General features: G+C 59.8%; 23 protein-coding genes and 1 riboswitch. Of the genes, 18 read left to right on the top strand and 5 right to left on the bottom strand.

Annotated features, from left to right (window positions below):
* Positions 1–46 precede the first annotated feature (46 nt).
* Together ssb and EDC38_RS16020 are read left to right on the top strand one after the other, a co-directional pair.
* Positions 47–595, top strand: a complete 549-nt coding sequence (ssb, locus tag EDC38_RS16025) for a single-stranded DNA-binding protein (RefSeq protein ID WP_024462502.1) — start codon at positions 47–49, stop codon at positions 593–595.
* 26 nt (positions 596–621) lie between these two features.
* Positions 622–1,488, top strand: a complete 867-nt coding sequence (locus EDC38_RS16020; RefSeq protein ID WP_170162976.1) for an SDR family oxidoreductase — start codon at positions 622–624, stop codon at positions 1,486–1,488.
* A 75-nt stretch (positions 1,489–1,563) separates the two neighbouring features.
* Here EDC38_RS16020 and fabB read toward each other — a convergent pair whose 3' ends face one another.
* The 3 genes from fabB to EDC38_RS16005 form a co-directional block, all read right to left on the bottom strand.
* Positions 1,564–2,781 (bottom strand): beta-ketoacyl-ACP synthase I, encoded by a 1,218-nt coding sequence (gene fabB, locus EDC38_RS16015; RefSeq protein ID WP_123639551.1) that lies wholly within the window; start codon positions 2,779–2,781, stop codon positions 1,564–1,566.
* Between the two features lie 134 nt (positions 2,782–2,915).
* A complete protein-coding gene (fabA, locus tag EDC38_RS16010; protein WP_024462505.1) occupies positions 2,916–3,440 on the bottom strand; it encodes a 3-hydroxyacyl-[acyl-carrier-protein] dehydratase FabA in 525 nt (174 codons plus the stop codon).
* Between the two features lie 100 nt (positions 3,441–3,540).
* Positions 3,541–4,503: a polyprenyl synthetase family protein gene (locus EDC38_RS16005; protein ID WP_123639550.1), complete on the bottom strand. Its 963-nt coding sequence runs from the start codon at positions 4,501–4,503 to the stop codon at positions 3,541–3,543.
* Positions 4,504–4,796: 293 nt separating this feature from the next.
* On the opposite strand from EDC38_RS16005, the gene EDC38_RS16000 reads away from it, so the two are divergent.
* The 7 genes from EDC38_RS16000 to arsJ all read left to right on the top strand — a co-directional run bounded on the left by EDC38_RS16000 (position 4,797) and on the right by arsJ (position 14,070).
* Entirely contained in the window at positions 4,797–6,473 is a 1,677-nt protein-coding gene (locus EDC38_RS16000; RefSeq protein WP_123639549.1) for a serine/threonine protein kinase, read from the top strand.
* Between the two features lie 107 nt (positions 6,474–6,580).
* Positions 6,581–9,349 carry a TonB-dependent receptor domain-containing protein gene (locus EDC38_RS15995; protein ID WP_123639548.1) on the top strand — a complete coding sequence of 923 codons (2,769 nt, stop codon included), beginning with the start codon at positions 6,581–6,583 and terminating at the stop codon, positions 9,347–9,349.
* Between the two features lie 204 nt (positions 9,350–9,553).
* Complete coding sequence (locus EDC38_RS15990) at positions 9,554–10,270, top strand: energy transducer TonB (RefSeq protein WP_123639547.1); 717 nt, start codon at positions 9,554–9,556, stop codon at positions 10,268–10,270.
* Between the two features lie 112 nt (positions 10,271–10,382).
* The gene (locus EDC38_RS15985; protein ID WP_238559289.1) at positions 10,383–10,727 is read left to right on the top strand and encodes an ArsR/SmtB family transcription factor; all 345 of its coding nucleotides are present in this window, start codon (positions 10,383–10,385) and stop codon (positions 10,725–10,727) included.
* Between the two features lie 70 nt (positions 10,728–10,797).
* The gene (gene arsB / locus EDC38_RS15980; RefSeq protein WP_024462511.1) at positions 10,798–11,817 is read left to right on the top strand and encodes an ACR3 family arsenite efflux transporter; all 1,020 of its coding nucleotides are present in this window, start codon (positions 10,798–10,800) and stop codon (positions 11,815–11,817) included.
* A 15-nt stretch (positions 11,818–11,832) separates the two neighbouring features.
* The gene (locus EDC38_RS15975) at positions 11,833–12,846 is read left to right on the top strand and encodes an ArsJ-associated glyceraldehyde-3-phosphate dehydrogenase (RefSeq protein WP_024462512.1); all 1,014 of its coding nucleotides are present in this window, start codon (positions 11,833–11,835) and stop codon (positions 12,844–12,846) included.
* 3 nt (positions 12,847–12,849) lie between these two features.
* On the top strand, positions 12,850–14,070 hold the full coding sequence (gene arsJ, locus EDC38_RS15970; protein ID WP_123639546.1) for an organoarsenical effux MFS transporter ArsJ: 1,221 nt from the start codon (positions 12,850–12,852) through the stop codon (positions 14,068–14,070).
* A 253-nt stretch (positions 14,071–14,323) separates the two neighbouring features.
* Here arsJ and EDC38_RS15965 read toward each other — a convergent pair whose 3' ends face one another.
* Complete coding sequence (locus tag EDC38_RS15965) at positions 14,324–15,616, bottom strand: NAD(P)/FAD-dependent oxidoreductase (RefSeq protein WP_123639545.1); 1,293 nt, start codon at positions 15,614–15,616, stop codon at positions 14,324–14,326.
* A gap of 13 nt (positions 15,617–15,629) precedes the next feature.
* Positions 15,630–16,622: a Gfo/Idh/MocA family protein gene (locus tag EDC38_RS15960; protein ID WP_123639544.1), complete on the bottom strand. Its 993-nt coding sequence runs from the start codon at positions 16,620–16,622 to the stop codon at positions 15,630–15,632.
* Between the two features lie 291 nt (positions 16,623–16,913).
* Here EDC38_RS15960 and EDC38_RS15955 point away from each other — a divergent pair, with 291 nt between their 5' ends.
* The 9 genes from EDC38_RS15955 to EDC38_RS15915 all read left to right on the top strand — a co-directional run bounded on the left by EDC38_RS15955 (position 16,914) and on the right by EDC38_RS15915 (position 26,708).
* The gene (locus tag EDC38_RS15955; RefSeq protein ID WP_123639543.1) at positions 16,914–18,539 is read left to right on the top strand and encodes a methyl-accepting chemotaxis protein; all 1,626 of its coding nucleotides are present in this window, start codon (positions 16,914–16,916) and stop codon (positions 18,537–18,539) included.
* Between the two features lie 149 nt (positions 18,540–18,688).
* On the top strand, positions 18,689–19,198 hold the full coding sequence (locus EDC38_RS15950; RefSeq protein WP_123639542.1) for a DUF6249 domain-containing protein: 510 nt from the start codon (positions 18,689–18,691) through the stop codon (positions 19,196–19,198).
* Positions 19,198–19,776 carry an RNA polymerase sigma factor gene (locus EDC38_RS15945; RefSeq protein ID WP_123639541.1) on the top strand — a complete coding sequence of 193 codons (579 nt, stop codon included), beginning with the start codon at positions 19,198–19,200 and terminating at the stop codon, positions 19,774–19,776. The genes EDC38_RS15950 and EDC38_RS15945 overlap by 1 nt, the downstream gene beginning before the upstream one ends.
* The gene (locus EDC38_RS15940; RefSeq protein WP_123639540.1) at positions 19,773–20,114 is read left to right on the top strand and encodes a DUF5056 domain-containing protein; all 342 of its coding nucleotides are present in this window, start codon (positions 19,773–19,775) and stop codon (positions 20,112–20,114) included. The genes EDC38_RS15945 and EDC38_RS15940 overlap by 4 nt, the downstream gene beginning before the upstream one ends.
* 37 nt (positions 20,115–20,151) lie before the next feature.
* Positions 20,152–20,258, top strand: a riboswitch (TPP riboswitch).
* 123 nt (positions 20,259–20,381) lie between these two features.
* The gene (locus tag EDC38_RS15935) at positions 20,382–22,499 is read left to right on the top strand and encodes a TonB-dependent receptor (RefSeq protein WP_123639539.1); all 2,118 of its coding nucleotides are present in this window, start codon (positions 20,382–20,384) and stop codon (positions 22,497–22,499) included.
* 403 nt (positions 22,500–22,902) lie between these two features.
* Positions 22,903–23,154, top strand: coding sequence for a YkoF family thiamine/hydroxymethylpyrimidine-binding protein (locus EDC38_RS15930; protein WP_123639538.1), 252 nt, complete (start codon positions 22,903–22,905; stop codon positions 23,152–23,154).
* A 16-nt stretch (positions 23,155–23,170) separates the two neighbouring features.
* Positions 23,171–23,806: a nicotinamide riboside transporter PnuC gene (gene pnuC / locus EDC38_RS15925; protein ID WP_123639537.1), complete on the top strand. Its 636-nt coding sequence runs from the start codon at positions 23,171–23,173 to the stop codon at positions 23,804–23,806.
* Positions 23,799–24,569 (top strand): phosphotransferase, encoded by a 771-nt coding sequence (locus EDC38_RS15920; RefSeq protein WP_170162975.1) that lies wholly within the window; start codon positions 23,799–23,801, stop codon positions 24,567–24,569. The genes pnuC and EDC38_RS15920 overlap by 8 nt, the downstream gene beginning before the upstream one ends.
* Before the next feature lie 138 nt (positions 24,570–24,707).
* Positions 24,708–26,708: a PhoX family protein gene (locus EDC38_RS15915; RefSeq protein WP_123639535.1), complete on the top strand. Its 2,001-nt coding sequence runs from the start codon at positions 24,708–24,710 to the stop codon at positions 26,706–26,708.
* Positions 26,709–26,747: the final 39 nt, after the last annotated feature.

Below are 26,747 nucleotides of genomic sequence, written 5' to 3'. Positions count from 1 at the left end.
TGTATCCTGACGGCCATTTAAGACAGTTTACGAACAGGAGAACATCATGGCTCGGGGAATCAACAAAGTCATTCTGATCGGGAACCTGGGTGCCGACCCGGAAACCCGCTACATGCCCTCCGGTGGGGCGGTGACCAACGTCAATCTGGCCACCAGTGACCAGTGGAAAGACAAGCAGACCGGCCAGCCACAGGAGCGCACCGAGTGGCACCGGGTGGTCTTTTTCAACCGCCTGGCCGAGATTGCGGGCGAGTATCTGAAAAAGGGCAGCAAAGTCTACATCGAAGGCTCCTTGCGTACCCGCAAGTGGCAGGGGCAGGACGGTCAGGACCGCTATACCACTGAAATCGTCGCCAACGAGATGCAGATGCTCGACGGCCGTGGTGGTGACAACAGCAATTATGGCGGCGGTGGCGGTTATGGCAATCAGTCCGGCCCGTCGGACGATTACTCCGCGCCACAAGGTGGCGGCAATTACGGCGGCCCCCAGAATGCGCCCGCTCAGGGTGGGCAGCAGAACGCGCCACGGGGCGGCGGCCAGCCTCAGCAGCCAGCCGGCGGCTTTGACAGCTTTGATGATGACATTCCGTTCTAAAGCCACGTCCAGGTGAGTTGCCGCGTTTGAAACTGCTGTTGACTGACGCCTCCCATGCCCTGGGCAAAGCGCTCGAGCACGAGCTTGAGCGCGAACCCTTTGCGCTGATCATGCCCGAGTCGGCCCGACTTAACTGGACCGATATCGGGGAGGTTCGCGCCTGGATCGAGCATCAGCGCCCCAGGCTGGTGATCAACACCCTGGGTTGGGCCGATCGGCCCGATAGCGCTCACTGCTCCCTGATCCCCCGGGCCGCCGCCATCCTGGCTCAGGTTTGCGAGGAGCAGCGCCTGCCCATGATCCAGCTGTCCAGCTATCAGGTCTTTGGCGGGGATAACAAAAGCAGTCATGCCGAAAAAGACGAACCCATGCCCCAAAGTGACGCCGGGCGCGCCTGGTTGGCGGCCGAGCAGGCGGTGACCGGGGCGCTGTCGAAGCGGTTGATTCTCCGCCTGAGCTGGATGATTGGCAGCTATGGTGACAACCGCCTGACCCGCCTTCTTGGCGCGATTTTCAGTGGTCAGGGGGAGGTGCCGGTCCATGTCCGACTGAAAGGGTCACCCACGGCGCTGTCCGATGCGGCCCGAGTGATCGTGGGCGTGGTCAAACAGATCAGCTGTGGGGCGGAGAACTGGGGGGTCATGCATTACGCCAGTCGCGAGCCCTGCAGCGAAGCGGATTTTGCGGAAAAGGTGATTGCCGTACTGGGCCAGCTTGACAGCATGCCGGAGGGGGTCGAGCTGACGAGGCTGGAGTCCTTGCCTCCGGATGAGCCTATAAGCGCGGTGTTGGGTGGGCGGCGCCTGCGGGATGGCTTTGGCGTACAGGCAAGGGCTTGGGAGCCCTACCTGGTACCTATGGTCAAACAGTGGCTGCACCAGCGCCAGGGTTGATCAGCCGGAAGTCCGGACATAAAAAACGCGGCCGATGCCGCGTTTTTTATGTCCATCTGAACGGGATCTGGCGGTTCAGTCGGCCATGCGCTGGAACACCAGGCAGGCATTGGTGCCGCCAAAACCGAAGCTGTTGGACATGACCCGCTCCAGAGTCACCCCATCCTGACGCTCGGTCGCGATCGGCAGCCCTTCCGCTTCAGGGTCCAACTGGGTGATGTTCGCCGAGGCACAGATGAAGTCGTGCTTCATCATCAGGAGGCTGTAGATGGCCTCCTGTACGCCGGTGGCACCCAGAGAATGCCCGGTGAGGGATTTAGTGGAGCTGATGGTCGGCACCTTGTCGGTAAAGGTGGCGCGAATGGCCTTCAGCTCAGCCAGGTCGCCCACCGGCGTACTGGTACCGTGGGAGTTGATGTAATCAATATCCCCGTCGGTGGTCGCCAGGGCCTGCTTCATACAGCGAATGGCGCCTTCACCGGAAGGGGCCACCATGTCATAACCGTCAGAGTTGGCGCCGTAGCCAACCAGTTCGGCGTAGATTTTGGCGCCGCGAGCCTTGGCATGTTCATATTCTTCCAGTACCAGGCAGCCACCACCACCGGCAATGACAAAACCGTCGCGCTCCGCATCATAGGCGCGCGATGCTTGTTCAGGGTTGTCGTTGTACTTGGTGGACAGGGCACCCATGGCGTCAAACAGGCAGGTCAGCGACCAATGCTCTTCCTCACCACCACCGGCAAACACGATGTCCTGTTTGCCCAGTTGGATCTGCTCCATGGCGCTGCCAATACAGTGGGCACTGGTGGCGCAGGCGGAGGAAATGGAGTAGTTCAGCCCCTTGATCTTGAACGGAGTGGCCAGACAGGCCGAGGTGGTGCTGCCCATGGTCTGGGTGACCCGGTAGGGACCGACCCGCTTCAGGCCTTTCTCCCGCAGTACGTCGGCCGCTTCCACCAGGTTCTTGGAGGAGGCGCCGCCAGAGCCCATGATGATGCCGGTGCGCTCGTTTGACACCAGCGACTCATCGAGGCCGGCGTCAGCAATGGCCTGATCCATGGAAATATAGGCAAAGGCCGCCGCATCGCCCATGAAGCGAAGCACTTTGCGATCAATGCGCTCTTTCAGGTCAATGTCGATGGAGCCCGCGACCTGGCTGCGGAAACCCATCTCGGCATAGCTGTCCTGAAATTTGATGCCGGAACGGCCTGCGCGTAATGCCTCGAGTACGGTGGCAATATCATTACCTAAGCAGGACACAATGCCCATGCCGGTAACTACAACGCGTTTCATAGGCTACCTCTTATCTCTGTTTGTAGCGGAAGCAGTGGGCGCCATTATGCCATACAAACCGCTCTGTCGGGGCGGGGATTGGACCGCTCGACAGAAGCTGAGTTCAGCGCCACGGGCTGGCCCGGCTGCCCGATTTAGAAGGAATCAGTGTTCTGAAACAGACCAACGCGCAAATCCTTGGCAAAGTAGATGTCTTTGCCATCGACGGATACCCGGCCGTCGGCGATGCCCATGATCAGCTTGCGCTCAATGACCCGCTTCAGGTTGATGTGATAGGTGATTTTTTTGGCGGTGGGCAGAATCTGCCCGGTGAATTTCACTTCACCACAGCCCAGGGCCCGTCCCTTACCGGGGTTGCCCTTCCAGCCCAGGAAAAAACCCACCAGTTGCCACATGGCGTCCAGGCCCAGACAGCCGGGCATAACCGGGTCGCCGGGGAAGTGGCAGTCAAAGAACCACAGGTCGGGAGAAATATCGAGCTCGGCGATGATTTCGCCTTTGCTGAATTCCCCGCCCGTTTCGCTGATATGGGCGATCCGGTCGAGCATCAGCATATTGGGCACGGGCAACTGGGCGTTGCCGGGGCCAAACAGGCGGCCGTGGCCACACTCGAGCAGTTCGTCACGGCTGTAGGCGTTCTTTTGGGCAAAGGCGTTCATAATAGGGGCTCTGTTACAGTCTATATCGGCCCATCGGTCACCGTTGCGGGTGGATTCAGGGCGGCAAAGGTCGCCATTCTACCGACTGTGGGGAGCTTGTCTAGTGAGTCCGGGCCAGGGCGAACTCCGCCACCTCGGCCATGGCCCGGGTGTAGGCGTTCTCTGGCAGGGCCGCCAGCTGTGCCCTGGCGCTGGCGACCTGGGCGCGAGCGCGCTCGAGCGTGTATTCCATGGCGCCAGTTTCCTCGACGATGCGCAGGATCTCCGGCAGCTTTGTGGTGTCTCCCGCCCGGATCGCACCTGCCACCAGCGCCTTCTGGTCCGGTGTTCCCGTCTGCATAGCATAAATCAGGGGCAGGGTGGGTTTACCCTCCGCCAGGTCGTCACCGACGTTCTTGCCCAGGGCCTCGGCGTCTCCCTGATAGTCGAGCGCATCGTCTACCAGCTGAAAGGCCATACCGACGTGGTGGCCGTAGGCCCTCAGCGCCTGGCGCTGGTCGGGGGCTGCCTCGCTGAGAACCGCTGCCACTTCGCAGGCTGAGGCAAACAGGATGGCCGTCTTTTTGTCGATCACTGAGAAGTAATTGCTCTCCGTGACGGCGGGGTCCTTGGCGTTGACCAACTGCTGGACCTCGCCCTCCGCGATACGGTTAGTGGTTTCCGACAGCACCGACATGATGTCCATACTGCCAATGGCCACCATCATCTGAAATGCCCGGGAATACAGGAAGTCCCCCACCAGCACCGCCGGGGCGTTACCCCACTGGGCGTTGGCGGTAATGCGCCCGCGCCGGCGCTCCGAGGTGTCGACCACATCGTCGTGGAGCAGGGTGGCGGTGTGGATGAACTCGATGATCGCCGCCAGGTCCAGATTGTCCTGTCCTCTATAGTCCAGTGCCCGGCAAGTGAGCAGCACCATCAGCGGGCGCAATCGCTTGCCCCCGGCTTCAATAAGGTAGTGACCAATATTCTCGACCAGCTCTACATCGGAGTGGAGCTGTTCGATGATGCGCTGGTTAACGGCTTCGAAATCGTCCGCAACAACCTGGTGGAAAGGCAGCATGGGGCTTGGGCTCTGTTGCTGATAAAGGAAAGGCATCCTAGGCAGGGAGGGGGTGGCTGTCAAGAATTCCGGCGCCTACCGTCAACCGGCCCATCGGTGCCTCCCCTCCGGTGCTCGTCACAAAACCTTCACAAAACTGTCGCCCAAGATTCATAAAACTTGTTGAACATAGGCGCCACACGACGAGATGAGCCGAGTTGCTTGCAAGGCTTTCTCCGACCAGACATGGACTATGGGTCGAGGCCGGTAGTCCCCGTTTTCAAAAAAAGCGATCCATCAGGAGTGCTCAACCTATGAAAATCACGACCCTTGTTAGCGTAACCGCTTTGACTGCAGTGCTGGCGGCTTGTGGCGGCGGCGATATCGAGATCGATGCCCGCAACCAGTCCAGTGTCGACAACTCAGTTGGCGATAACAGCAACAATAACACCAGTGGTGGTGGAGGTGGCGAAACCGTAGATAACCCCTGTGCCTCCTATGAACAAGACGGCGAGACCTTCCAGGGCTCATACGATGCGCCCAACTGCGTATACGGCACCGATTTTGTCAGCCTGAGCAAGCCCTACACCGGTTCTGAAGAGCTGGTTTTTGGCGACCTGTCCAATGACGGCGCCCACATCTTCAATGACAGCCTGATGATCGGTCAGGGCTACGACAACGACGCTGACATGGAAGCGGCTGGCATTGCCCAGGGTGGTGACGGCTCTGTATTGCGCCTGGAAGCGGGCACCATTCTGGCCTTCCGCTCCAACGATGATTACTTTGTGGTCAATCGCGGTTCCCAGATCTTTGCTGAAGGCACTGTGGAAGAGCCGGTTGTGGTGACTTCTACCTCCGATATCGAAGGTACCGTAGGACCCGAAGATGTCCAGCAGTGGGGCGGCATGATCATCAATGGTTTCGGTATCACCAACAAGTGTGCCTACACCGGCACCATGATGGATGGCGATCTGGCGACCTCCGATTGCCATATCGCCGCTGAAGGTAAGGCCGGCGCTGGCCAGACTTACTACGGTGGTGACAACAATGAAGACAGCTCCGGCTCCCTGGAGTACTTCATGGTCAAGCACACTGGTGCCCAGGTGGCTCCGGGTAACGACCTGAACGGCATTTCTTTCAACGCGGTCGGTTCCGGTACCGAGGTGAACTTCCTGCAGGTTTACTCAACCTACGACGACGGTATCGAGTTCTTCGGTGGCGCGGTTGATATCAACAACTACGTGGGTCTGTATGTCCGCGATGACTCCATCGATATCGACGAAGCCTATGTCGGCACCATCAACAACGCATTGGTGATTCAGGGCGAGACCGATGGCGATCACTGCATCGAGTCCGACGGTATCGGCAGCTACAGCAGCCAGGATCAGGCCACTATCGACGATTTCGTGGCTCGCGGCCTGAACTCTCGCGCTACCATCAATAACCTGACCTGTATCGTCTCTCCGAATGCGGCGGGTACTCATGCTGATGGCCACGGCTGGCGCATCCGGGAAGCGCACTTCCCGACCATCCGCAACTCCATCCTGACCACCGCTTACATGGGTGACCAGGCGGACGATAACTACTGTGTTCGCATCGAATCGGCTGAAGGTCTGCAGGCGGCTCAGGACGGTGACCTGGTGATAGAAGAGTCCATCATCGCCTGTGCCACCCTGACCAACGGCGGCCCGCTGCCGGACAGCACCACCACTCGTGCCTTCCTCGAAGCCAACAACGACGTGATGCAGACCGCGGCTGACGGTGAAGACCCGACCGCTGACGACGTCGATGTCAATCTGGCCATCCTGGATGGTTTCTACTCCCTGCCGCTGGGCGACATGGTGGTCAACGGTAACGCCACTCAGGTGACTCCGGTAGATGCAGACTTTGTCGGTGGCGTGACCGCTGACAACGACTGGACCGCGGGATGGACTTACGGCCTGCACCCGGACAATCGTGCCCAGCCGCTGTGGTTCGAAGCGGCTGAATAAGCCCCGACTGCAACGAGTCAACACACGATTGCCGTAACGAAAGGGCGCCTTACGGCGCCCTTTCTACTAGGCGGCTCTCTACAGCTTCACTAGATAGGGCAGTTCAGATGAACAGCAAACAATTTTCAACTCACCTCGCTCGTGCCGGCTTCAGCGTCAGTCTGCTCAGCGCTTTGATCAGTGTTTCGGCGGTGGCCCAGGACGATGACAGTGCACCGACCCAGCCGCCGGTGATGGCACCGCCGGTCATGGAAGAGTTGCTGGTGACCGGCGGCCGCCTGATGAGCGGCGCGGAAAGTCTGGCCGTGGAGCGCCAGGAAGCGGCGGTGGCGACTGACCTGCTTGGCGCGGATCAGATCAGCCGGATTGGCGACTCAACCGTCGCGCTGGCGTTGACACGCGTTCCCGGGGTCACCCTGGTGGATGGCAAGTTTGTCTTTGTGCGCGGGCTGGGTGAGCGCTACTCCAACACCACGCTCAACGGCGCCATGGTGCCGTCCCCGGACCTGTCACGCAACGTGCTGCCGCTGGACATCATTCCGACCTCCATTGTGGATTCTCTGGCAATCCAGAAAGTGCCGTCAGCGGACAAGCCTGCCGCCTTTGGTGGTGGTAGTGTCGACATCCGTACCACCAGTATTCCGGACGATATTCTGTTCAACATTGAGCTGGGTACCGGCACCAACACCGCTTCCTCGGATTTTCTGACCTACACCGGTGGTGAGGATGATCGCTGGGGTTCCGATGATGGCGCCCGGGCGCTGTCGCCTCAGTTGAGTGCGGCTCTGGATCAGTACCGCGGTGATGTCTCCATCAACAATATCAATACGGTTGCCCGTCTGGATTCTATTGAGGACGCCGCGGCGATCAACCGTCAATTGGCCGCCGGTCTCAATCGGGACATCAGCCCTCGGGAAACCTCCGGCGAGCCGGATATCGAAGCCGAGATCAATCTGGGTAACAATTATTACCTGCCCAATGACATGGAGTTCGGCTTTCTGGCCGGTGCGGCTTATGACAGCAGCTGGCGCAATCGCGAAGTGGTCCAGCGCCGCTTTCAGGACCCTGAGAACCAGGTGGTCACCGAGGATGAGACCGTCAACTCGGTGGATATTTCCGGCAACCTGAGTTTTGGGCTTCGTCTGAACGCGGAGAACTCCATTGAAACCACCAGTATCTGGTTGCGCAACACCGACGACGAAGTGTCGGTGCGTGATTACTTCAACGCCAACCGTCTGCTGTCCGATGGACAGGGTTTCCGCAACACCGAGCTGCGCTACGAGCAGCGTGAGCTGGAAGTGCATCAGGTGCACGGGGAGCACGAGCTGGGTTGGGATACGCTGGATGCACTGGGCCTCAGTGACAGCCTGGACTTCCTGCGTGGCCTGAGCTTCGACTGGTATATTTCGGACAGCGAGGCGTCCACGGACCTGCCGAATGAAGTCAATGCGTTGAGCCTGACGGTAACCGATCCACAGACCGGTGAGGTTCAGTCGTCGGCGTTCAGCGGCGCCAACAATACTGCTGCGAGTTATCGCTACTCGGATCTGCGCGACTACGTCGACAGCAACGGCTTCACTATAACAATGCCGGCCACCCTGGGTAACTGGGAGTTTGCCCTGTCCGGGGGGATGGATTACTGGCAGAAGTCCCGCACCTACGAGCAGTATGAGTTCTATCTGGGCAGCACCACGCTCGGGAACAGCGATCCACTGTTCACTCAGGACCTGAGTAGCATCCTGGCGGACGACAACCTGCTCGATCCGGCCAATGGCTTCCAGGTCACCAACAACTCCGGCAATGCCAACAGCTATGTGGCGGCCAATAAGGTGAACGCGGCCTTCGGCCAGCTGGACATGACCTGGGATTACACCTGGCGTCTGGTGATTGGTAGTCGCTGGGAAGATTATCAACAGGTGAACCTGCCGTGGAACCCGGTCAACTATGACGGCAGTCAGTTCCCGGGCATGGAAAGCCCCGACCCGCAGGTCGTGGCCGACTACTTCCAGGAAGTGACTTACACCGAGGACGATGTGTACAACTCGGTGGCGCTGACCTGGATGACCCAGGACTTCTGGGCGGAAGACTTCCAGCTGCGGGCCAGCTTTGGTGAAACCACCGTGCGTCCGGACCTGAGGGAAATCTCCGGTTCCAGTTACTTTGATCCGATCACCGACATTGTGGTCAACGGCAATCCGGACGTGGTGCCTTCCCAGATCGATAACTTCGACCTGCGCGCCGAGTGGTTCTTCTCCGGTGGGGACAACTTCACCCTGTCCATGTTCTACAAGGACATTGTGAACCCCATCGAGCAGTTTGAAGGGGCCGCTACGGATGACAATATCCGGGCAGAGATCCACAACGGCGACAGCGCGGAGCTGTACGGGCTGGAAGTCGAGTTCCTGAAGAGCCTGGGCGATATGGCGGCGGTGCTGGATCCCTTCTTTGTGCAAGGTAACTTCACCTTCATGGATCAGGAGCTGGTGGCCGGCAACAATGCCGATGCACCCACCAACCCGATTCGCCCGCTTCAGGGCGCCTCCGATGTGGTCAGCAACCTGATTCTGGGTTACGACTCATCCGATGGCATGCACTCGGCCACGCTGTCCTACAACTCCTTCAGCGAGCGCCTGTTCTTCGCAGGTCGCAACGGGGCGCCGGACAGCTTCGAGCAACCGTTCCACTCCCTGGATTTCACCTACTCTTTCTACCCCAGTGACAACTTCACCGTGAAGCTGAAAGTGAAGAACCTGCTGGACGAGAACCTGGTGATCGAGCGGACCAATACCGCCTCCGACGGCAGCACGCAGGATGTGGAGATCTACAACCAGGAGCGGGGTCAGGATCTCAGTCTGAGTGTCCAGTACCGCTTCTGACGGTGTTCCGGATACTTTTCTGCTGCTTGAGCCGCTCTTTTGAGCGGCTTTTTTTTATAAAAAGTCAAAACTGTCATAATAAATTAACATAACTCTGGTAGGAGCAATGCTACTCTTTGGGCATGGGATAAAGGTTTTATAGCCGGATTTGCGCCGTCCGTCATCCAACAAACCCCCTCAGTGCCAATGAAAGAGGATAAGAGCATGAAAAAAGTCGTAGTCAGCGCCCTGGTCGCGCTGGGCCTGGGTTCAGTGGGCAGTGTCGCGGCCGAACAATATCAGCCTGCGGGCTTTGGTGAAGATACACTCCGCTACCTGGAGGCCGCTGTGGCGCCTCCAGCCTTGACCGCCAATACGCCGGTGGCCTCCGTCTACTGCCAGGCGGATGTGGGTACCGATGGTCTGACCCGCAATGTGTCCTGCTATGAGCGTGACGGTTTTGCCGACCTGCGTGATCAGGTGGAAGAGGCCATGGCGACCAGGAGCTTCTCCGCCGCCACGGTCGATGGTGAGCCAGTGCCGGTACGGATGGTGTTCCGGGTGGTCTATGCCGACCTGGAGGGCCAACCTCCTGTCATGTTGCTGCCCAACCTGGGGCACATGCAGGGCGATTTCGGGTATCAGTACAGCGCCCCACAGGAGCGGCTGGACGACCGCAACTGGTACTCCCTGTACCGTAAAAACGACTGGAGCCAGGGCCAGCCCTTCTTCAGCGATGAAGGCGAGTTGACCCGGGTATTGGCCTGGGTGAACGACAGCGGTCGGGTGATTTCGGTGCGCAGCCTGGAGAGCCATAGTGAGCACCGGCGCGATGCCCGGGCGGTGGAGAAAGCCCTTGAGGCTTCTCGCTTCCTGCCCGGCATGGTCAGTGGCAAACCGGAAAAAATGCGTTACGTGGCGGTGCTGCACTACCCGAACTAAGCCGATTCCAGAAGAACGCGCCGATCCACCGGCTGGCCGAGAGGCCAGTCGGTTTTTTGTGTCTGGCTGAGTCAATCTGATAAAGAGGTTGACCTTTTGCTAATGTGTCGATATGTTTCGACATATGGAAATTAAAGACGCTATTCCGAGCTTTGCCGCCCTTTCTCAGGAAACCCGTCTGGCGGCTTATCGTCTGCTGGTCCGCCACGAACCCGAGGGACTGGCCGCTGGTGAGATCGCCCGTCAGTTGGGGGTACCTCACAACACCATGTCCACACACCTTGCCACATTGGCCCGGGCGGGCTGGGTTGTTTCTGAGCGACATAGCCGGTCCATTATCTATCGCGCCAATATCCAGCATATGAACGACGTCATTCAGTTCCTGGTCCGGGATTGCTGCGCGGGTCACCCGGAAGTCTGTGTGCCGACAGCCGTTAGACCAAATGGGACTTGCTGAGCAGCAGGGGCACCGGGCTTACCAGAGGCCCTTATCCAATCAGGTTTGATGATTACAGTGGAGCAGACTAGTGGGATTGTTTGAGCGGTATTTATCGGTTTGGGTTGCTCTGGCCATCGGGGTCGGCGTTGCGCTGGGTCTGGTGTTCCCGGCAGCGTTCCAAATGCTGTCCGGTTGGCAGTATGCCCAGGTCAACCTGGTCGTGGCGGTTTTCATCTGGTTGATGATCTACCCGATGATGGTGCAGGTGGACTTAACCTCCATCAAAGATGTGGGTAAGCGCCCCCGGGGCCTGTTTCTGACCCTGGTGGTCAACTGGTTGATCAAACCCTTTACCATGGCGGCGCTGGGCTGGTTATTTTTTCGCGTGTTTTTTGCCGGTTGGGTTGACCCGCAGACCGCCACGGAATACATCGCGGGGATGATCCTGCTGGGGGTGGCGCCATGCACCGCCATGGTGTTTGTCTGGAGTCAGCTGACCAAGGGTGATCCCAACTACACGCTGGTGCAGGTCTCCATCAACGATCTGGTACTGGTGTTTGCGTTTGCGCCGCTGGCCGCGTTTTTGCTGGGCATGACCGATATCACTGTGCCCTGGCAGACACTGGTATTGTCTGTTGTTCTTTACGTGGTGCTGCCGTTGATCGCCGGTGCGGTCACTCGTCGTTGGCTATTGGCCCGCGGCGGCGAGCCAGCTCTCAATGAATTTCTGCACAGGGTCAAACCGGCGTCCATTCTCGGGCTGCTGGCGACAGTGGTCCTGCTGTTCGGTCTGCAGGCGCCGGAAATCATCGATAACCCTCTGGCGATTGTTCTGATTGCCATACCGTTACTGATTCAGTCGTACGGCATTTTCATGTTGGCCTATTGGATGGCGCACAGGCTGCGCTTGCCCCACGATGTGGCCGCCCCGGCCTGCATGATCGGGACCTCGAACTTTTTTGAGTTGGCGGTGGCCGTGGCCATCTCCCTGTTTGGAATGCAATCCGGTGCGGCATTGGCCACCGTCGTCGGTGTTCTGGTGGAGGTGCCGGTCATGTTGTCTCTGGTGGCATTTGCGAATCGGACCCGTCACTGGTTCAAGGTTTGATAATAGGAGCGTGTTATGACGATTAAAATTGGCATTAATGGCTTTGGCCGTATGGGGCGCCTGGCGTTGCGGGCCGGTTGGGACTGGCCGGAGGTCGAGTTTGTCCAGATTAACGACCCGGCAGGAGACGCGGAAATACTGGCACACCTGTTGAACTTTGATTCGGTACACGGTCGCTGGACTCACGAAGCGCGGGTGGACGGACAAGCCATTGCCATTGGTGAGCAGCGGGTGGCAGTCACTCATAACCGGGCCATTGGCGACACTGAATGGTCCGGTTGCGATGTGGTCATTGAAGCCTCGGGCAAAATGCGGGATCGGGAGCTGCTCCAGGCCTATCTGGATCAGGGGGTGAAGCGCGTGGTGGTCACCGCGCCGGTGAAAGCCGATGACATCCTCAATGTGGTGATGGGCGTGAATGACGATCAGTACGACGCGGACCGCCATCGCATTGTCACTGCGGCGTCCTGTACCACCAACTGTCTGGCACCGGTGGTCAAAGTGATTCATCGGGCGCTGGGCATCAAGCACGGCTCCATGACCACGCTGCACGATATCACCAACACCCAGAGCATTCTCGATCAGCCTCACAAGGATCTTCGTCGTGCCCGGGCCAGCAGCATGAGCCTGATTCCCACCACCACCGGATCGGCCAAGGCGATTACGGAGATTTTCCCGGAACTGAAAGGGCGGCTCAATGGCCACGCCGTGCGCGTTCCCCTGGCCAATGCGTCGCTGACCGACTGTGTTTTTGAGGTGGAAAAGGCCACCGATGCAGCTCAGGTCAATCAGCTGCTGAAGCGTGCGGCCGAGGAGGAAATGCCGGGCATTCTGGGCTATGAGGAGCGACCGCTGGTGTCGGTGGACTACAAAACCGACCCGCGCTCCAGCATCATCGATGCCCTGTCGACACTGGTAATCGACGGCACCCAGGTAAAAATCTATGCGTGGTACGACAACGAATGGGGCTATGCCAACCGTACGGCGGAACTGGCGCGTAAGGTTGGCCAGAGCGACCAGGCGAGTTAATCCATGCTGGCACACCTGTCCTCGGCCATTCGTCAGTACTTGCTGATTACCGCCAATTATTGGGCCTTCACCCTGACCGATGGCGCCCTGCGAATGTTGGTGGTACTGCATTTTCACCAGCTCGGTTACAGCCCTCTGGCCATCGCCATGCTGTTCCTGTTCTATGAGATTTTCGGGGTGATCACCAATCTCGTGGGCGGCTGGCTCGGTGCCCGCCTGGGCCTGAACCGGACCATGAATCTGGGGCTGGTGTTGCAGGTCGTTGCGCTGTCCATGCTGTTGGTGCCGGCCGCCATGCTTGCTGTGCCCTGGGTGATGGCGGCGCAGGCGCTTTCGGGTGTGGCCAAAGACCTGAATAAAATGAGCGCCAAGAGCTCCATCAAATTGCTGGTGCCGGACGGGCAGGGTGGCGCCCTCTATAAATGGATCGCAGTGCTGACCGGCTCAAAAAATGCGCTGAAAGGTGCGGGCTTCTTTTTGGGTGGCGCGCTGTTGATGGTCATGGGGTTTGCCGGCGCCGTCGGCGCCATGGCCGCCGCGCTTTTTGTGGTCTGGATCATCAGCCTGATTTTTCTGAAGAAGGATCTGGGCCGGGCCAAGAGCAAGCCCAAGTTCTCCGAAGTGTTTTCCAAAAGCCGCGCGGTCAATGTGCTGTCCGCCGCCCGCCTGTTTTTATTTGGCGCCCGGGATGTCTGGTTCGTGGTGGCGTTGCCGGTGTTTCTGGCCAGCCAGTTCGACTGGGACCACTGGCAGGTGGGGGGCTTTCTGGCGCTTTGGGTGATTGGCTATGGCGCGGTGCAGTCCGTCGCTCCGAAAATCACGGGGCGCTCCGGGCGGGGTTTGCCGGATGGACGTACCGCATTTGGTTGGGCGGCGGTTCTGACGGTCATTCCGGTGTTGATTGCGCTGGCGTTGTGGCAGGGTATTGCGCCAGGTGTGAGTCTGGTGGTGGGGTTGCTGATTTTTGGTGTGCTGTTTGCGGTGAACTCTTCCCTGCACAGTTATCTGATTGTCAGCTATGCCAAGGAGGACGGGGTCTCGTTGGATGTCGGTTTTTACTATATGGCCAATGCGATGGGTCGTCTCGTGGGCACGGTGCTCTCCGGTTGGGTGTATCAGGTCGCGGGGCTGATTGCCTGCCTGTGGATCTCGGCCACCTTTTTGGCTCTTGCGGCGATAATTGCCCTCTGGTTGCCGCGTAGGTTGGTCGATGAGAGTGCGTAGCGATTTATTCGGTACTTCGAGAGTAGTACTTGGTTTGGGTAACGGCGGATGCGCCTTCGGCTTATCCGCCCTACGCGGAGTTCTACTGCTGCGCTCGGCCGTAGGGCGGATAAGCCGAAGGCGCATCCGCCGTTACACGGGGGGCGGAACGAAAGCGTGCTAGTTCCCGGAACGTTACGTTGGCACTGCGGAGGGAGGGTATACCCTCCCGCAGCACTCTAAGCGAAGTACCGTCAATAGTTAAGCAGCGCCATCAATGCAACTTCAACCTCGGTCGTAACCACCGGTTGATTTTACCCGCCAGCATCAGCAAACCGGTCTTGATCAAACCGTGCACCGCCACCTGATGCATCCGGTACAGCGAGATATACACCACCCGCGCCATACGACCCTCAATAAACAGACTGCCCCGAGTGAGGTTGCCCATCAGGCTGCCTACGGTCGAGTAGTTCGCCAGAGAAATCAGCGAGCCGTGGTCTTTGTAGTGGTAGGTTTTCAGCGGCTTGTTGTGCAGACAGGCGAGCAGGTTGTCGTAGCAGGTATCCGCCATCTGATGGGCCGACTGCGCTCGTGGCGGCACTCGCTTGCCATCTTCCTGAATGAACTCGGCGCAATCACCAATGGCGAAAATCCGTTCGTCCCGCGTGGCCTGCAAATGCGGATTGACGGTCAACTGATTGATCCGGTTGGTTTCCAGACCGCCGATGTTGGCCATAAACTCCGGTACCTTGATGCCGGCGGCCCAGACCATCAGGTCCGCTTCAATGAAATCACCGTCTTTGGTGTGCAGGCCGTTATGCTCGGCTGAGGTGACCATCGTCTGAGTGCGCACCTTGACCCCGATGTTGGTCAGCTCGCGGGTGGCCGCGGTGGAAATGCGTTCGGGCAGCGCGGGCAGGATCCGTTCGCCGGCCTCCAGCAGCGTCACGTGCAGGTGCTCATTGGTGATGGCATCAAAGCCATAGTGGTGAAACTCTTTGACGGCATGATGCAGCTCCGCGGAGAGCTCCACGCCGGTTGCGCCGGCGCCCACAATGGCAATGCGTACTTCATCCGGTTCGTCGGGAACGCGCTGAATTCGCAAGAACCGGTTGAGCAACTTGTTGCGAAACCGGTGCGCCTGCTTGGCGCTGTCGAGAAAGATGCAGTGCTCTTTCACACCGTGAGTGCCGAAATCATTGGACACCGACCCCAGAGCCATCACCAGGTAATCGTAATCAATGCGGGTGGCGGGAATGTACTCCACACCTTCCTCGTCCAGAACCGGCGCCAGCACAACCTGGCGCTGCTCGCGATCGATGTCGGTCAGGGTGCCGATGCGAAAGTGAAAGCCTTTGGCGTACGCCTGGGCGCGGTAGCTGACCGCATCGTTGCCCTCATCCATGGTGCCCACCGCTATTTCATGCAGCAGCGGTTTCCATAGATGGGTGGTGTTGCGGTCCACCAGGGTAATATGGGCTTTCTTCTTTCGGCCCAGCTTGCGACCGAGCCTGGTGGCGAGTTCCAATCCGCCGGCGCCACCGCCGACCACAACAATTTTCTCCATGAAATGCCTCTCCTCAGTCCAGATTGACCCAGCGGCTTTCGTCCGAGCTGGTGAAAAGCGCATCAATAATGCGCATATTGGCTTCCGCATCCCACAGCGGGGTAGGGGCCGGCGTGTCCTCCTGGATGCTCTGGCTGAAGGCGTCCACCATCAGCTGGTACTGATTGGGTTCTGGAAAGCTGAAGGTCTGCTTTTCCCCACTGATAACCAGGGTAACCCGGTTCTCATCGCCGGGTTCGGGGTTGAACGGCTTCTCCAGGCGGATCATGCCTTTCTCACCGTGGATTTCCGCCCACTGCGTAGCCTCGGTTTTGGTGGTGACGGTAAAGGTGGCGGTGCCGTCGGGGAACTCCATGATGGCCGAGGTCAGGCAGTCCACCTCGTAGCCAGCCAGTGGCTGCACGCTGCCGACCACACGCACCGGCTCTGCGCCGTAGACATGCCGGGCGGAGGAGATGCCGTAGCAGCCAATGTCCATCAGCCCGCCACCACCGATGTCCGGCAGGTTGCGGATGTTCTCATCGTCCCGGTTATTGTAGGCAAAGAAGGCGGTGTAAGTCCTTACTTGCCCCAGGTCCCCGCGCTCCAGCCATTCGCGCACATGCTGCCACTGGGGGTGGAAGCGGTACATGAAGGCTTCCATCAGCTTCTGCTTGGGGTGGGCCTTGGCCGCGGCCTTGAGCGCCTGCAGGTCTTTGACGTCCAGGCTGATGGGCTTTTCACACAGTACGTGCTTGCCCGCTTCCAGCGCCTGAATCGACAGCGGCACATGCAAGTGGTTGGGCAGGGGGTTGTAGATGGCGTCGATATTTGGGTCCGCCAGCAGGGCTTCGTAGCTGCCGTGGGCCACGGGAATGCCTAGCTCGTCGGCAAAGGCGCGGGCACTGTCTTCGGAGCGCGAGCCCACGGCGACCACTTCACCTCGCTCGGAGGCCTGAATGGCGGGAATGACTTTCTTGCGACCAATATTGGCGGTGCTGAGCACCCCCCAGCGAATCTTGTTCATGGCAAGCTCCCTAGCGTTGTGGGGACAGGATCAGTAGGCCGATAGTGTACACCAGGGGGCAAAAAAGGCCTCAACTTTGCTGGCCCCCCGCCGACAGCCTTATCAGGGCCGGCACGGTGGTACTTGAAGTCCTGTGCTAGAGTCCAACAGGGGCCGTGGTGCCCGTGACGAACGAGACAATGACTTTGAAAACTGTGGGAATATCCCCGGCCAGGGGTGTTGGTTTTCATACCAGAAAATTTGGGGCGAGTGAAAAGGAATAACAACAGCCCGGAATCTTGGGATCAGATTATGTTTTTACGCGCGTTAAATATCGGCCCTCGTCTGGCCGCAGGTTTTGGGGCGGTGCTTCTGCTGTTGATTGGCCTCGGGCTCTTCGCTTTGTATGAAATGGCCCGGATGGACGAGATCTCCACGGAGATCAATGAGGACTGGTTGCCCGGTGTGCGTGCGGTGGGCGATCTGGGGACCAGCATGATGCGTTACCGGGTGTTCACCTTGCGGGCCGCCGCCGACGAAGATCCGGTGATGGTTGAGCAGAATATCGAGCGTATGGAAGCCGTTAAGGCGGATGTCCGAACCAATCAGGAGCGCTACGAACAGGTGATCAATACGCCGGAGGAGCAGGCGGTTTATGACCGGTTTGTTGAGGCTCAGTCCGAATACTTCGAGAATGCCGACATTCTCGTTGATTATGTGCAGCAGGGGGACTTCTCCTCGGCGATGGGGATCGTCACCATCGCGCTCGGCGCGCCGGCGGATCGAATGGCTGAGGCGTTGCTGGAGTTGTCGGATATCAATCAGGAGGGCTCTCGCCTGGCGGATGAACGAGGTGCCGCGGTATTTGCCGAAGCGAAAATGGCGGTGATTGTGGCCATTGCGGTGGCGGTGCTGCTTGGTATCGGGCTGGCGGTATTCCTCGCCCGCAGTATCGTCCAGCCGTTGGCCCAGGCTCTGGATAATGCCGAGACGATCGCGGCCGGCGATCTCAGTCAATCGATCAACGTCAGGGGCAACGACGAACCGGCCCGCCTGCTCAATTCGCTGGCGGTCATGCGGGAGAACCTGCGCAGTGCCATCAGCCAGATCTCCAACTCCTCCACCCAATTGGCTTCAGCAACTGAGGAGTTGAGTTCGGTGGCAGAAGACTCCTCGCGCAGCCTGCAGGAGCAGACCGACGAGATTCAGCAGGCGGCCAGTGCGGTTACCGAAATGACCGCGGCGGTAGAAGAAGTGGCTCGCAATGCCACGGAAACGTCGGAGTCGTCCGGTGAATCCGCCAGCGCCACCAAAGATGGGCTGGCCAAAGTGCGCGAGACCCGAAAATCCATCCAGTTTATGACCGAAGAAATCGACAAGACCTCGGAGTCGGTCAATGGCTTGGCCGAACAGGCCAATGACATCGGTAAAGTAATGGATGTGATTCTGGCCATCGCTGAGCAGACCAACCTGCTGGCCCTGAATGCGGCGATTGAAGCGGCCCGGGCCGGGGAAGCCGGTCGCGGTTTTGCTGTGGTGGCGGACGAAGTACGCGCTCTGGCGCACCGAACTCAGACTTCCACCAAGGAAATCGAGACCATCATCAACAACATTCAGAGCGGTACCAAGGATGCGGTGTCTTCCATGGAACTGAGCAGCACCCGCGCCACGGAGACCCTGGCGGTGGCCAAGGCCGCCGGCGAGGCGCTGGAGCGAATTGCCGAGGGCATCGACGATATCAACGAGCGCAACCAGGTCATTGCCAGCGCCTCGGAAGAGCAGGCCAGCGTGGCGCGGGAAGTGGACCGCAATCTGGTCAAGATCAGCGACATCGCCACCCAGTCGGCGGCGGGCGCGAATCAGACCAGTGCGTCGGCCGAAGAGCTTTCCAAACTGGCGGTGGAGCTCAATACGCTGGTCAGCCGGTTCCAGCTGTAAGCGTGTTGCGGTGGGCTTTCGGGCCCACCGCGCTCGCCCCCGATTTTTTTTGCCCGCCTTTGAATCCAGACCCGCCATTGCCCTCGTCTTGATTGGTAACCCAGCGCCTCGCTGGACGCGCTAGAATGACTGATACGAGGAAATGGACCATGAAACATCTGACTCTGAATCACCTGTTGCGCATTGCGGCCGTAGCGCTGCTCGCCTTTGGCTTGATCAGTGGGGCTGTGCCCGCTTTAGCGGAAACCGCCAATTGGCAGCAACATATGCCCGAGCATATTCCCGGGGGCGATGCGGCGGCCCTGATCATTCCGGTTGTTGCCATCCTGATGGTGTTTGGCGCTCCAGCGCTGGCGGTGATTCTGATTGCCCTGTTCGTCTTCCGCCACCGGGAGCGGCGCCAGCAACTGCTCAACGAACGTATCCAGAAGTTTCTGGAGGCTGGCCAGCCGGTGCCGGAGAACCTGATGGAGGACGCGCTGCCAAGCCCGGTCCGCAACCTGAACCAGGGGTTGGTACTGCTGGGGGCGGGTATCGGTCTGACGGTGTTCCTGACCCTGATGACCGGTTTCGCTATTGGCAGCATCGGGCTGATCCTGGTGGGCATGGGCCTGGCCAAGATCCTGATCTGGAAACTCGCTGAGCGTCAGGCGCAGTAATGATCCCTAATCCTGAGCCTCTGTCTGACGCTGGCCTGATTGCCCGCGTCATGACCCAGCAGGACCAGCACGCCTTCCGGCAGTTGGTCCTGCGCTATCAGTCGCCGGTACGCCGTTGGGCCCGGCGCCTGTGCAATGGAGACGAGGCCGCGGCCGACGATCTGGCTCAAGAGGTGTTCATCAAGGTCTACCGCTCGCTGCACAGCTTTCGGGGCGAAGCGCGTTTTTCCACCTGGCTGTATCGCATTGCGTTCAATCTGGCGGCCAGCCAGAAGCGGCTGGCGCGGGAGCGCTGGACCAAGGTTGACCTGGAGGACGCCACGCCTGAGCTGGACAGTCATCAGGTGCAGGCGGGGCATGCCGGCTCCCTGGACGCCCGGCGCGACCTGGAAGCGGCCATGGCCCGATTGAGCCAGCCCCAACAGTGGGCCCTGCGCCTGAGCCTGGAGGAAGAGCTCACGCAGGAAGAGGTGGCCGAGGTGATGGGCATTCCCCTTGGTACCGTTAAAACCCACCTGCTCCGTGGTAAAAAGGCCCTGAGAACCCATCTGTCATCCTGGCAGGAGACGGCACAATGAAATCCGATATTCCCAACGACGAGCGCGAACTGGACGCCTGGCTGAGCCAGACGCTGCAGCGTAACAGCGACCACATTGACGACGCCGGTTTTACCGATGCGGTGATGCACCGCCTGCCAGTGCGCCGCGCGGGGCGTTTGTCCAGAGTCCTCTGGGTGCTGTTGATGGCGGGACTGGCCGGTCTGCTGGCGCTGGTACTGATTCCCGCCCCAACCTGGGCCTATGCGCTGGCGGGGGCGCTGCTGGCAACGCCGTTGACGGTCGTGATTCAGGTGGGGCTGCTGGCGACGGCGGTGTTGGTGGCCGGCGCCAGCTACTGGGTCTGGCAGGAGGATTGATCGTTTGGCGATAGCCCCTCATTCGCGTTAGAATTGGCGCCACTCCTCGGGGAGGTCATGTACCTGAGACGCTCTGACCACAGAGCGGACCCGTTGAACCTGATCCGGTTAATGCCGGCGTAGGGATAGGAAGAGGAACCAGCGCCCTCGAAATAGTCGTAGGGTGCCGCAGGCCAGCCCCTTGGCCCGCCACAATAAATAGCGTTCCAGCACACTCCCGCTCGCATACCGGGTCTCCACTTAAACGTTGTTTTGGAGACTCTGCCCATGAACCCGACACGCTTTTCGCTTTCCGCTTTGACGGCCGCGCTTTTGACGGTCAGCACTCAGGCACAGGATGTGGCCCAGATCGATGAAGAAATTCTGGTCACCGCCGATTTTCGCCAGTCCGGCCTTCTTGACCTGGCCGCCAGCGCCTCGGTCATTGATGCCGAAACCATCCGCCAACGCGGCGCCGACCACCTCTCCCAGGTGCTGAACACCGCGCCCAACGTCAATTTTTCCGCCGGCACTTCCCGGGCGCGTTTCTTCCAGATTCGCGGTATCGGTGAGCGCAGCCAGTTCGTCGAGCCGGTCAACCCGTCGGTTGGCCTGATCATCGACGGTATTGATATGACCGGCATTGGCGCCGGCGCCACCACCCTGGATATCCAGCAGGTCGAAGTGCTGAGGGGGCCTCAGGGCACGCTCTACGGCGCCAACGCCATGGCGGGCCTGATCAATATGGTCTCGGGCACGCCCACTGAATCATTCGAAGGCACGGCCAGCCTCGGGGTGGCCGAGTACAACACCCACACCGCCAGCGGCGTCATCAGCGGCCCGGTATCGGACACGCTCAGCTATCGCCTGGCGGCGGGCACCACCCTCAGTGATGGCTATCAGGAAAATGCCTATCTCGGCACCGACGACAATGCCGATATCGATGAGCAGACCCTGCGGGGCAAACTGCGTTGGCAGCCCCGCGCCGACCTCACGGTCGACCTGACTGCCTTCTATGTCGATGTCGACAACGGTTACGACGGCTTCTCCCTGGACAACACCCGCACCACTCTGTCGGACCAGCCGGGCCACGACCGCCAGGAGAGCACCGCCGGTTCGGTGCGCCTGCAGTGGCAGGCTACCGAGGCGTTTGATGTGGAGGCGCTGGTCAGTCACGCCCAGTCCGATCTCGAATATGGCTACGACGAAGACTGGGCCTACGAAGATATCTGTGTCGACTTCGAGTGTGTTTTCGACGGCTACAACTCCTTTGATAACTACCTGCGGGACAACGACAATACCAGCGTCGACCTGCGCCTGGTATCGCGCAATGCAGAGGATGAGCTGGGCTGGGTGGTCGGTACTTACTACCGGGACCAGAGTGAGGACTTACGCCGGGAGTACACCTACCTGGAAGAGGATTTCCGAAGTGCCTTCAGTACCGAGAACACCGCGCTCTACGGTCAGTTGGATATTCCCCTGGCCGAGCGCCTGACCCTGAAAGCCGGCCTGCGCCACGAAACCCGCGATGCCGACTACGCCGACAGTGACGGCGCCGTGTTCAGCCCGTCGGAAGACATGTGGGGCGGCAAGCTGGCTCTGGAATATCGCGACGCAGAGGATAACCTGTGGTACGCCCTGGCCTCGCGCGGCTTCAAGGCCGGTGGCTTCAACAGCAGTCAGACGCTGGCGGCGAATGAGCGGGAGTTTGACACTGAAACCCTATGGAATTACGAAGCGGGCTGGAAGGGCGAAGCACTCGACGGTGCCCTGCAGACCCGCGTGGCGGTGTTTTACCAAGATCGGGACGATGTACAGACCAAGCAGTCCCGGGTGGTCCCGGACGAGGGCGATAACTGTCCCTGCAGCTTTATCGATTACACCACCAACGCCGCGGCGGGCAGTGCCCGGGGCCTGGAGTTCGAAGCCAATGCCCGACTCAATCCCATGACCGAGGTGTTTGCCAGCGTGGGCTTGCTCGATAGCGAATTTGACGACTTCCAGAGCTTCGCGCACGTCGGCGCAAACGAAGAGACTGGTGAGCCGGAGGATCTGAGCGGCCACGATCTGCCCCATGCCCCGAGCTATCAGTTCGCGGTGGGTGCGCTGTTTAACCTGACGGAGCACTGGTATGCTCGCGTGGAGTTGGAGGGCAAAGATGATTTTTATTTCTCCAGCCGCCACGAGGCGCAGTCCGATGCGTATGAGTTGTTGAACGGCCGGATCGGTTATCGTGCCGATAGTTGGGAGGTGGCGCTCTGGGGCCGCAATCTGACCGATGAGGATGTCAAAACCCGGGGCTTCGGCGCCTTCGGTAACGACCCGCGAGATGGTTACGAAACCAAGCCCTATTATCAGTTTGGCGAACCGCGGGTTGTGGGTGTTGATTTGACCTTGCGGTTTTAGTGTTTTGTGAGTTGTGGGGGGCGTCGGTGTCAGAAACCTTGGATCAGGACACGCCGTAAACCCATCCCTGGGGGCTCGGATCGCGGGTCCCCCGCTCTACGGTCCTGATCCAAGGTTTCTGACACCGACTTATCGAAACGTTCATGCAGCTAAAAAAGCTGAACAATGCAAGTTTGAAACGGGGTCAGACGTCCGGCGAAGTGGCGGTCCGGTGCACTGACCCAAGACCGTGGAGCGGGGGACCCGCGATCCGAGCCTACAGGGGCCGCTCTTTGGCATCCATGCCATCGCGGCATTAGTGCATCCATGCACGTCACGTATGTACGGCGTGTCTTGGGTCAGTGCACCGGATCGACACGCCACCAACATCTAATCAAAATATTCCGAGTAGAGAGGCAACACCATGAAACTCTCAGTAGAAATCAGTATGTACCCGTTTAATGGCGACTACATTCCGCCCATCAAAGGGTTTATCGACTGGCTCAACCAGCAGGAAGGCATTCTGATTCAGACCGTGCCCACCTGCACCATCATCACCGGCGACTACGACCGCGTCATGGACATCCTGCGTGATGGCATGAAATACAGTTACGAAAAGTATGGCAAAGCCGTATTCGTCACCAAATTTCTGCCCAATTATGAAGCCCTGAACTGATGGAAACCCTGAGTTGATGAACGACATCACCCAACAATTGGCCGACACCTGGTCCCAGTGGCTCGGATGGGAACTGGTCGCGGTAACGCTTGCGCTGGCCTACCTGGTATTAGCCGTGCGTCAGAACGCCCTGTGCTGGTACGCAGGCTTTCTGAGCACCGCCATCTACACCGCGCTCTACTGGAACGTCAGCCTGCTGATGGAGTCCGGGCTCAACGTCTACTACATGGCCATGGCCGTTTACGGTTGGTGGCAATGGCGTCACGGTGGTCGGGGAGATACCGAGCTGCCGGTGCAGACCTGGCGCTGGCGAACCCACCTGCTGGTGATCGGGGGCATTGTGCTGGTCAGCCTGGCCTCCGGTACCTGGTTGACGATGTTCACCCAGGCCGCCTGGCCCTATCTGGACTCCTTCACCACCTGGGCCGCCGTGGTGACCACGTATATGGTGGCCCGAAAGGTTCTGGAAAACTGGCTTTACTGGATGGTGATCAATAGCCTGCAAATGATCATCCTCTGGGAGCGCAGCTTGTACCTGACCGCACTGTTGATGGCGCTGTATCTGATCATCTCGGTCTTTGGTTGGCTAAGCTGGGTTCGTGACTATCGCGGCCAGAGCAGTGATCGCGCCGAGGAAGCGGCCTGTGCCTGACGCGTTTACCCGTCTCGAAACCGCCCTCGCCACCTGGCGGAAGTGGCCGCTGCCGTTCACCGACGCTCCCCGCGTGCTCGGTCCCATTGAGGGCGGGCGCACCAATCGTAGCTTTCGCCTGCGAGCGCCGGGGCTCGGCGATGACCTTCTGCTGCGCCTGAACAACCCCCGAGGCCCGCGCCTTGGGATTGACCGGGCGCAGGAGGCCGCGATTCTTGACACCGTCGCCGAGGCGGGATTGACCCGGGGTGCCTGTTATTGGTCACCGCAGCGAGACTTCACGGTTTTTCCGCATATTGATGGGCGCACCTGGAGCGACGCTGATTTTCAGGACCCCCGGCAGCGTCGTCGGTTAATGGAGTGTCTGGGGGCGGCGCAGGTGCTGGCCCCGGGTACGCCCCGTCGTTCCTATACCGCTTACCTGGACCACTATTGGCAGCAATTGGAAAACGCGGGTGCGATTGACGCAGCACTGGCGTCGAGCTGGTGGCTCTTTCGGGAAACCCTGGTGGCGTTCGACCGGTCGGATTGGCCAGCAGTCCTGACCCATCATGATCTGATTCCCGAAAATGTCCTGGAGACCGGCGATCGTCTGTATCTGATCGACTGGGAGTATGCCGCCGTGGGACATCCGGATATAGATCGCTGGTGTATCGACCCCGCACTGGTGCGGGAGCCGTTCATTCACGAGTTGGCCCGGTGGACCAACGCGCTGTGGGAGCGGATCGTTACCCTGTCTGACGAGCACCGGACGGTCACCTGACGCGATTCTTCCGGGGCTCATCTGGCACTTTTGGGCGAAAGCGTGCAGCATACCCGGAGTCGCCGGGTGATTGTGGCCCTATGTCCACGTAACGGTGGATGAGAGTAACGGTGAATGAGAGTGAGGTGAACGAGAGTGATGAACCAGTCCGTCCTGATCCAGTGCGCCGACCAGGCCCGCGATGTTGATGATACGCGGGTAAACCCCAGCGATAACCGACACCTCAATCAGGTCAGCCACGCCCGGCGCCGGGTTCTGAAAGGTGGCCTGGGCCTGTTGGCCGGCCCCTTTGCGGCGTCCACCCTGCTCAGCGCCTGTGCCAGCCGGGAAGGCGCGCCCGCCGCTTTTCGGGACAGTCCGCGCCCAGCCATCGGGTTCAAGCCGGTGCCGGTGGCGAGTGATCCGGGTTACGACCGGGTGGATGTGCCCGAGGGCTACACGGCCCGACCCTTTTTCAGTTGGGGGGACCCAGTGGAAAGCGGGGCGCCCGAATGGCGTCCCGATGCGCAGAACACCTGGACCGAGCAGGCCCTGCAGTCCGGTCAGAACCACGACGGTATGCATTTTTTCCCTTTTCCGGATGCGCCCAATGAGCGCGGCCTGCTGGTGATCAACCACGAGTACATCAACGCGACGATTCACCCCGATGGCCCCACCGTCACCGAAGATGAACAAGGCCGGCGGGTAAGGCCGCTCAATGAAGTCCGCAAGGAGCAGGCGGGCCATGGGCTGAGCATTATCGAGCTGCGCAAAGATCCCCGGGGCGACTGGCAGCGCGTTTACCCCTCGCGCTATAACCGTCGCCTGACCGCATACACACCCATGACCCTCAGCGGCCCCTGCGCGGGTGCGGAGGCGATGAAAACTGCCGACGATCCGCAAGGGCGGGAAGTGCTGGGGACCCTGAACAACTGCTCCATGGGGGTGACCCCCTGGGGCACCTACCTGATTGCCGAGGAAAACTGGAAAAACTATTTCGTCAATCGCGACGCGGCGGATCATGCCCGTCGGCGTGAACACCATCGCTACGGCATTGCCGCCGGTCTCAACAGCCACTACAACTATTGGGAATCGGCCGATCCGCGCTTTGATGCGACCCCTCGGGCCGAGCAGCCCCACGGTGGCCATGTGAACGAACCCAACCGGTTTGGCTGGGTGGTGGAGGTGGATCCGTTTGACCCTGACTCCAGGCCGGTCAAGCGCACCGCGTTTGGTCGCATTGTGCGCGAAGGCTGCACCTGCGTTCAGCATCCGGATGGCATCCTCGCGTTTTATTCCGGCGATGATACCCGGGGCGAATACGTCTACAAGTTTGTGCCGGAAGGTCGCTTTGATGCCGATAACCCGAAGGCCAATCGGGATCTTCTGGACAAGGGTACCGTTTACGTCGCGGTCTATCACGAAGATGGCACCGGCGAGTGGCGCCCGCTGGTCTGGGGGGCGCCGGGCCTCACCGAAACAGATGGCTTCCGCGATCAGGCCGATGTGCTGATCAACTTGCGCAGTGCGGCCGATGCGGTGGGCGCAACCCCAATGGATCGCCCAGAGTGGACCGCGGTGAACCCCTTTACCCGCGATGGCTACGTGACCCTGACCAATAACACCGATCGGGGTGTCGATCCGAACGAGCCGGTCGACGCCGCCAACCCGCGCCCGGAAAACCATCACGGCCAGATATTGCGCTGGCGGGAGGACAACCGGCATCCGGCGGCCACCGCCTTTCACTGGGAGCTGTTTTTGCTCGCTGGCGAGCAGCCCCCGACCGACGAAAGCTGGCAAACCGATCACCAATACGGCACCATCAAGGGGGATATTTTTGCCAGCCCTGATGGCCTATGGTTTGATCCTGAGGGGCGCCTCTGGATTCAGACTGACTTCAGTGACGGCAAGTCGGTTTACGATGCCATGGGCACCAATCAGATGCTCTGCGCCGATCCGGTGACCCGGGAGGTGCGTTGTTTTCTGACCGGCCCGTCCGGCTGCGAAATCACCGGTATTACCGCGACGCCGGATGGCACCGCGATGTGGATCAATGTTCAACACCCGGGCATCAGCTACCCGGCCAGCGATGGCAAAACCCGGCCGCGTTCCACCACGGTACTGATCACCAAAAACGACGGTGGCGTGATCGGCACCTGACCGCTCAAGGCTGGCAGGTCATGTGGCGTAAACGGTTGG

Source organism: Marinimicrobium koreense, assembly GCF_003762925.1.
Taxonomy (GTDB): Bacteria; Pseudomonadota; Gammaproteobacteria; order Pseudomonadales; family Cellvibrionaceae; genus Marinimicrobium; species Marinimicrobium koreense.
Note: the sequence above shows the minus strand (reverse complement) of the source record. Positions and strands in the feature narration are given on the sequence as shown.

Excerpts from the sequence above, each read along its gene's own strand:
- EDC38_RS15940 (WP_123639540.1), top strand. The coding sequence starts at position 19,773 with ATGAAATCCGATATTCCCAACGACGAGCGCGAACTGGACGCCTGGCTG.
- fabA (WP_024462505.1), bottom strand. The coding sequence starts at position 3,440 with ATGAACGCCTTTGCCCAAAAGAACGCCTACAGCCGTGACGAACTGCTC.
- EDC38_RS15915 (WP_123639535.1), top strand. The coding sequence starts at position 24,708 with ATGAACCAGTCCGTCCTGATCCAGTGCGCCGACCAGGCCCGCGATGTT.
- EDC38_RS15930 (WP_123639538.1), top strand. The coding sequence starts at position 22,903 with ATGAAACTCTCAGTAGAAATCAGTATGTACCCGTTTAATGGCGACTAC.
- EDC38_RS15960 (WP_123639544.1), bottom strand. The coding sequence starts at position 16,622 with ATGAACAAGATTCGCTGGGGGGTGCTCAGCACCGCCAATATTGGTCGC.
- EDC38_RS16005 (WP_123639550.1), bottom strand. The coding sequence starts at position 4,503 with ATGCTGCCTTTCCACCAGGTTGTTGCGGACGATTTCGAAGCCGTTAAC.
- fabB (WP_123639551.1), bottom strand. The coding sequence starts at position 2,781 with ATGAAACGCGTTGTAGTTACCGGCATGGGCATTGTGTCCTGCTTAGGT.
- ssb (WP_024462502.1), top strand. The coding sequence starts at position 47 with ATGGCTCGGGGAATCAACAAAGTCATTCTGATCGGGAACCTGGGTGCC.
- EDC38_RS15965 (WP_123639545.1), bottom strand. The coding sequence starts at position 15,616 with ATGGAGAAAATTGTTGTGGTCGGCGGTGGCGCCGGCGGATTGGAACTC.
- EDC38_RS15985 (WP_238559289.1), top strand. The coding sequence starts at position 10,383 with ATGTTTCGACATATGGAAATTAAAGACGCTATTCCGAGCTTTGCCGCC.
- pnuC (WP_123639537.1), top strand. The coding sequence starts at position 23,171 with ATGAACGACATCACCCAACAATTGGCCGACACCTGGTCCCAGTGGCTC.
- EDC38_RS15995 (WP_123639548.1), top strand. The coding sequence starts at position 6,581 with ATGAACAGCAAACAATTTTCAACTCACCTCGCTCGTGCCGGCTTCAGC.
- EDC38_RS16000 (WP_123639549.1), top strand. The coding sequence starts at position 4,797 with ATGAAAATCACGACCCTTGTTAGCGTAACCGCTTTGACTGCAGTGCTG.
- EDC38_RS15990 (WP_123639547.1), top strand. The coding sequence starts at position 9,554 with ATGAAAAAAGTCGTAGTCAGCGCCCTGGTCGCGCTGGGCCTGGGTTCA.
- EDC38_RS15935 (WP_123639539.1), top strand. The coding sequence starts at position 20,382 with ATGAACCCGACACGCTTTTCGCTTTCCGCTTTGACGGCCGCGCTTTTG.
- EDC38_RS15975 (WP_024462512.1), top strand. The coding sequence starts at position 11,833 with ATGACGATTAAAATTGGCATTAATGGCTTTGGCCGTATGGGGCGCCTG.
- arsJ (WP_123639546.1), top strand. The coding sequence starts at position 12,850 with ATGCTGGCACACCTGTCCTCGGCCATTCGTCAGTACTTGCTGATTACC.
- EDC38_RS15955 (WP_123639543.1), top strand. The coding sequence starts at position 16,914 with ATGTTTTTACGCGCGTTAAATATCGGCCCTCGTCTGGCCGCAGGTTTT.
- EDC38_RS15950 (WP_123639542.1), top strand. The coding sequence starts at position 18,689 with ATGAAACATCTGACTCTGAATCACCTGTTGCGCATTGCGGCCGTAGCG.
- EDC38_RS15945 (WP_123639541.1), top strand. The coding sequence starts at position 19,198 with ATGATCCCTAATCCTGAGCCTCTGTCTGACGCTGGCCTGATTGCCCGC.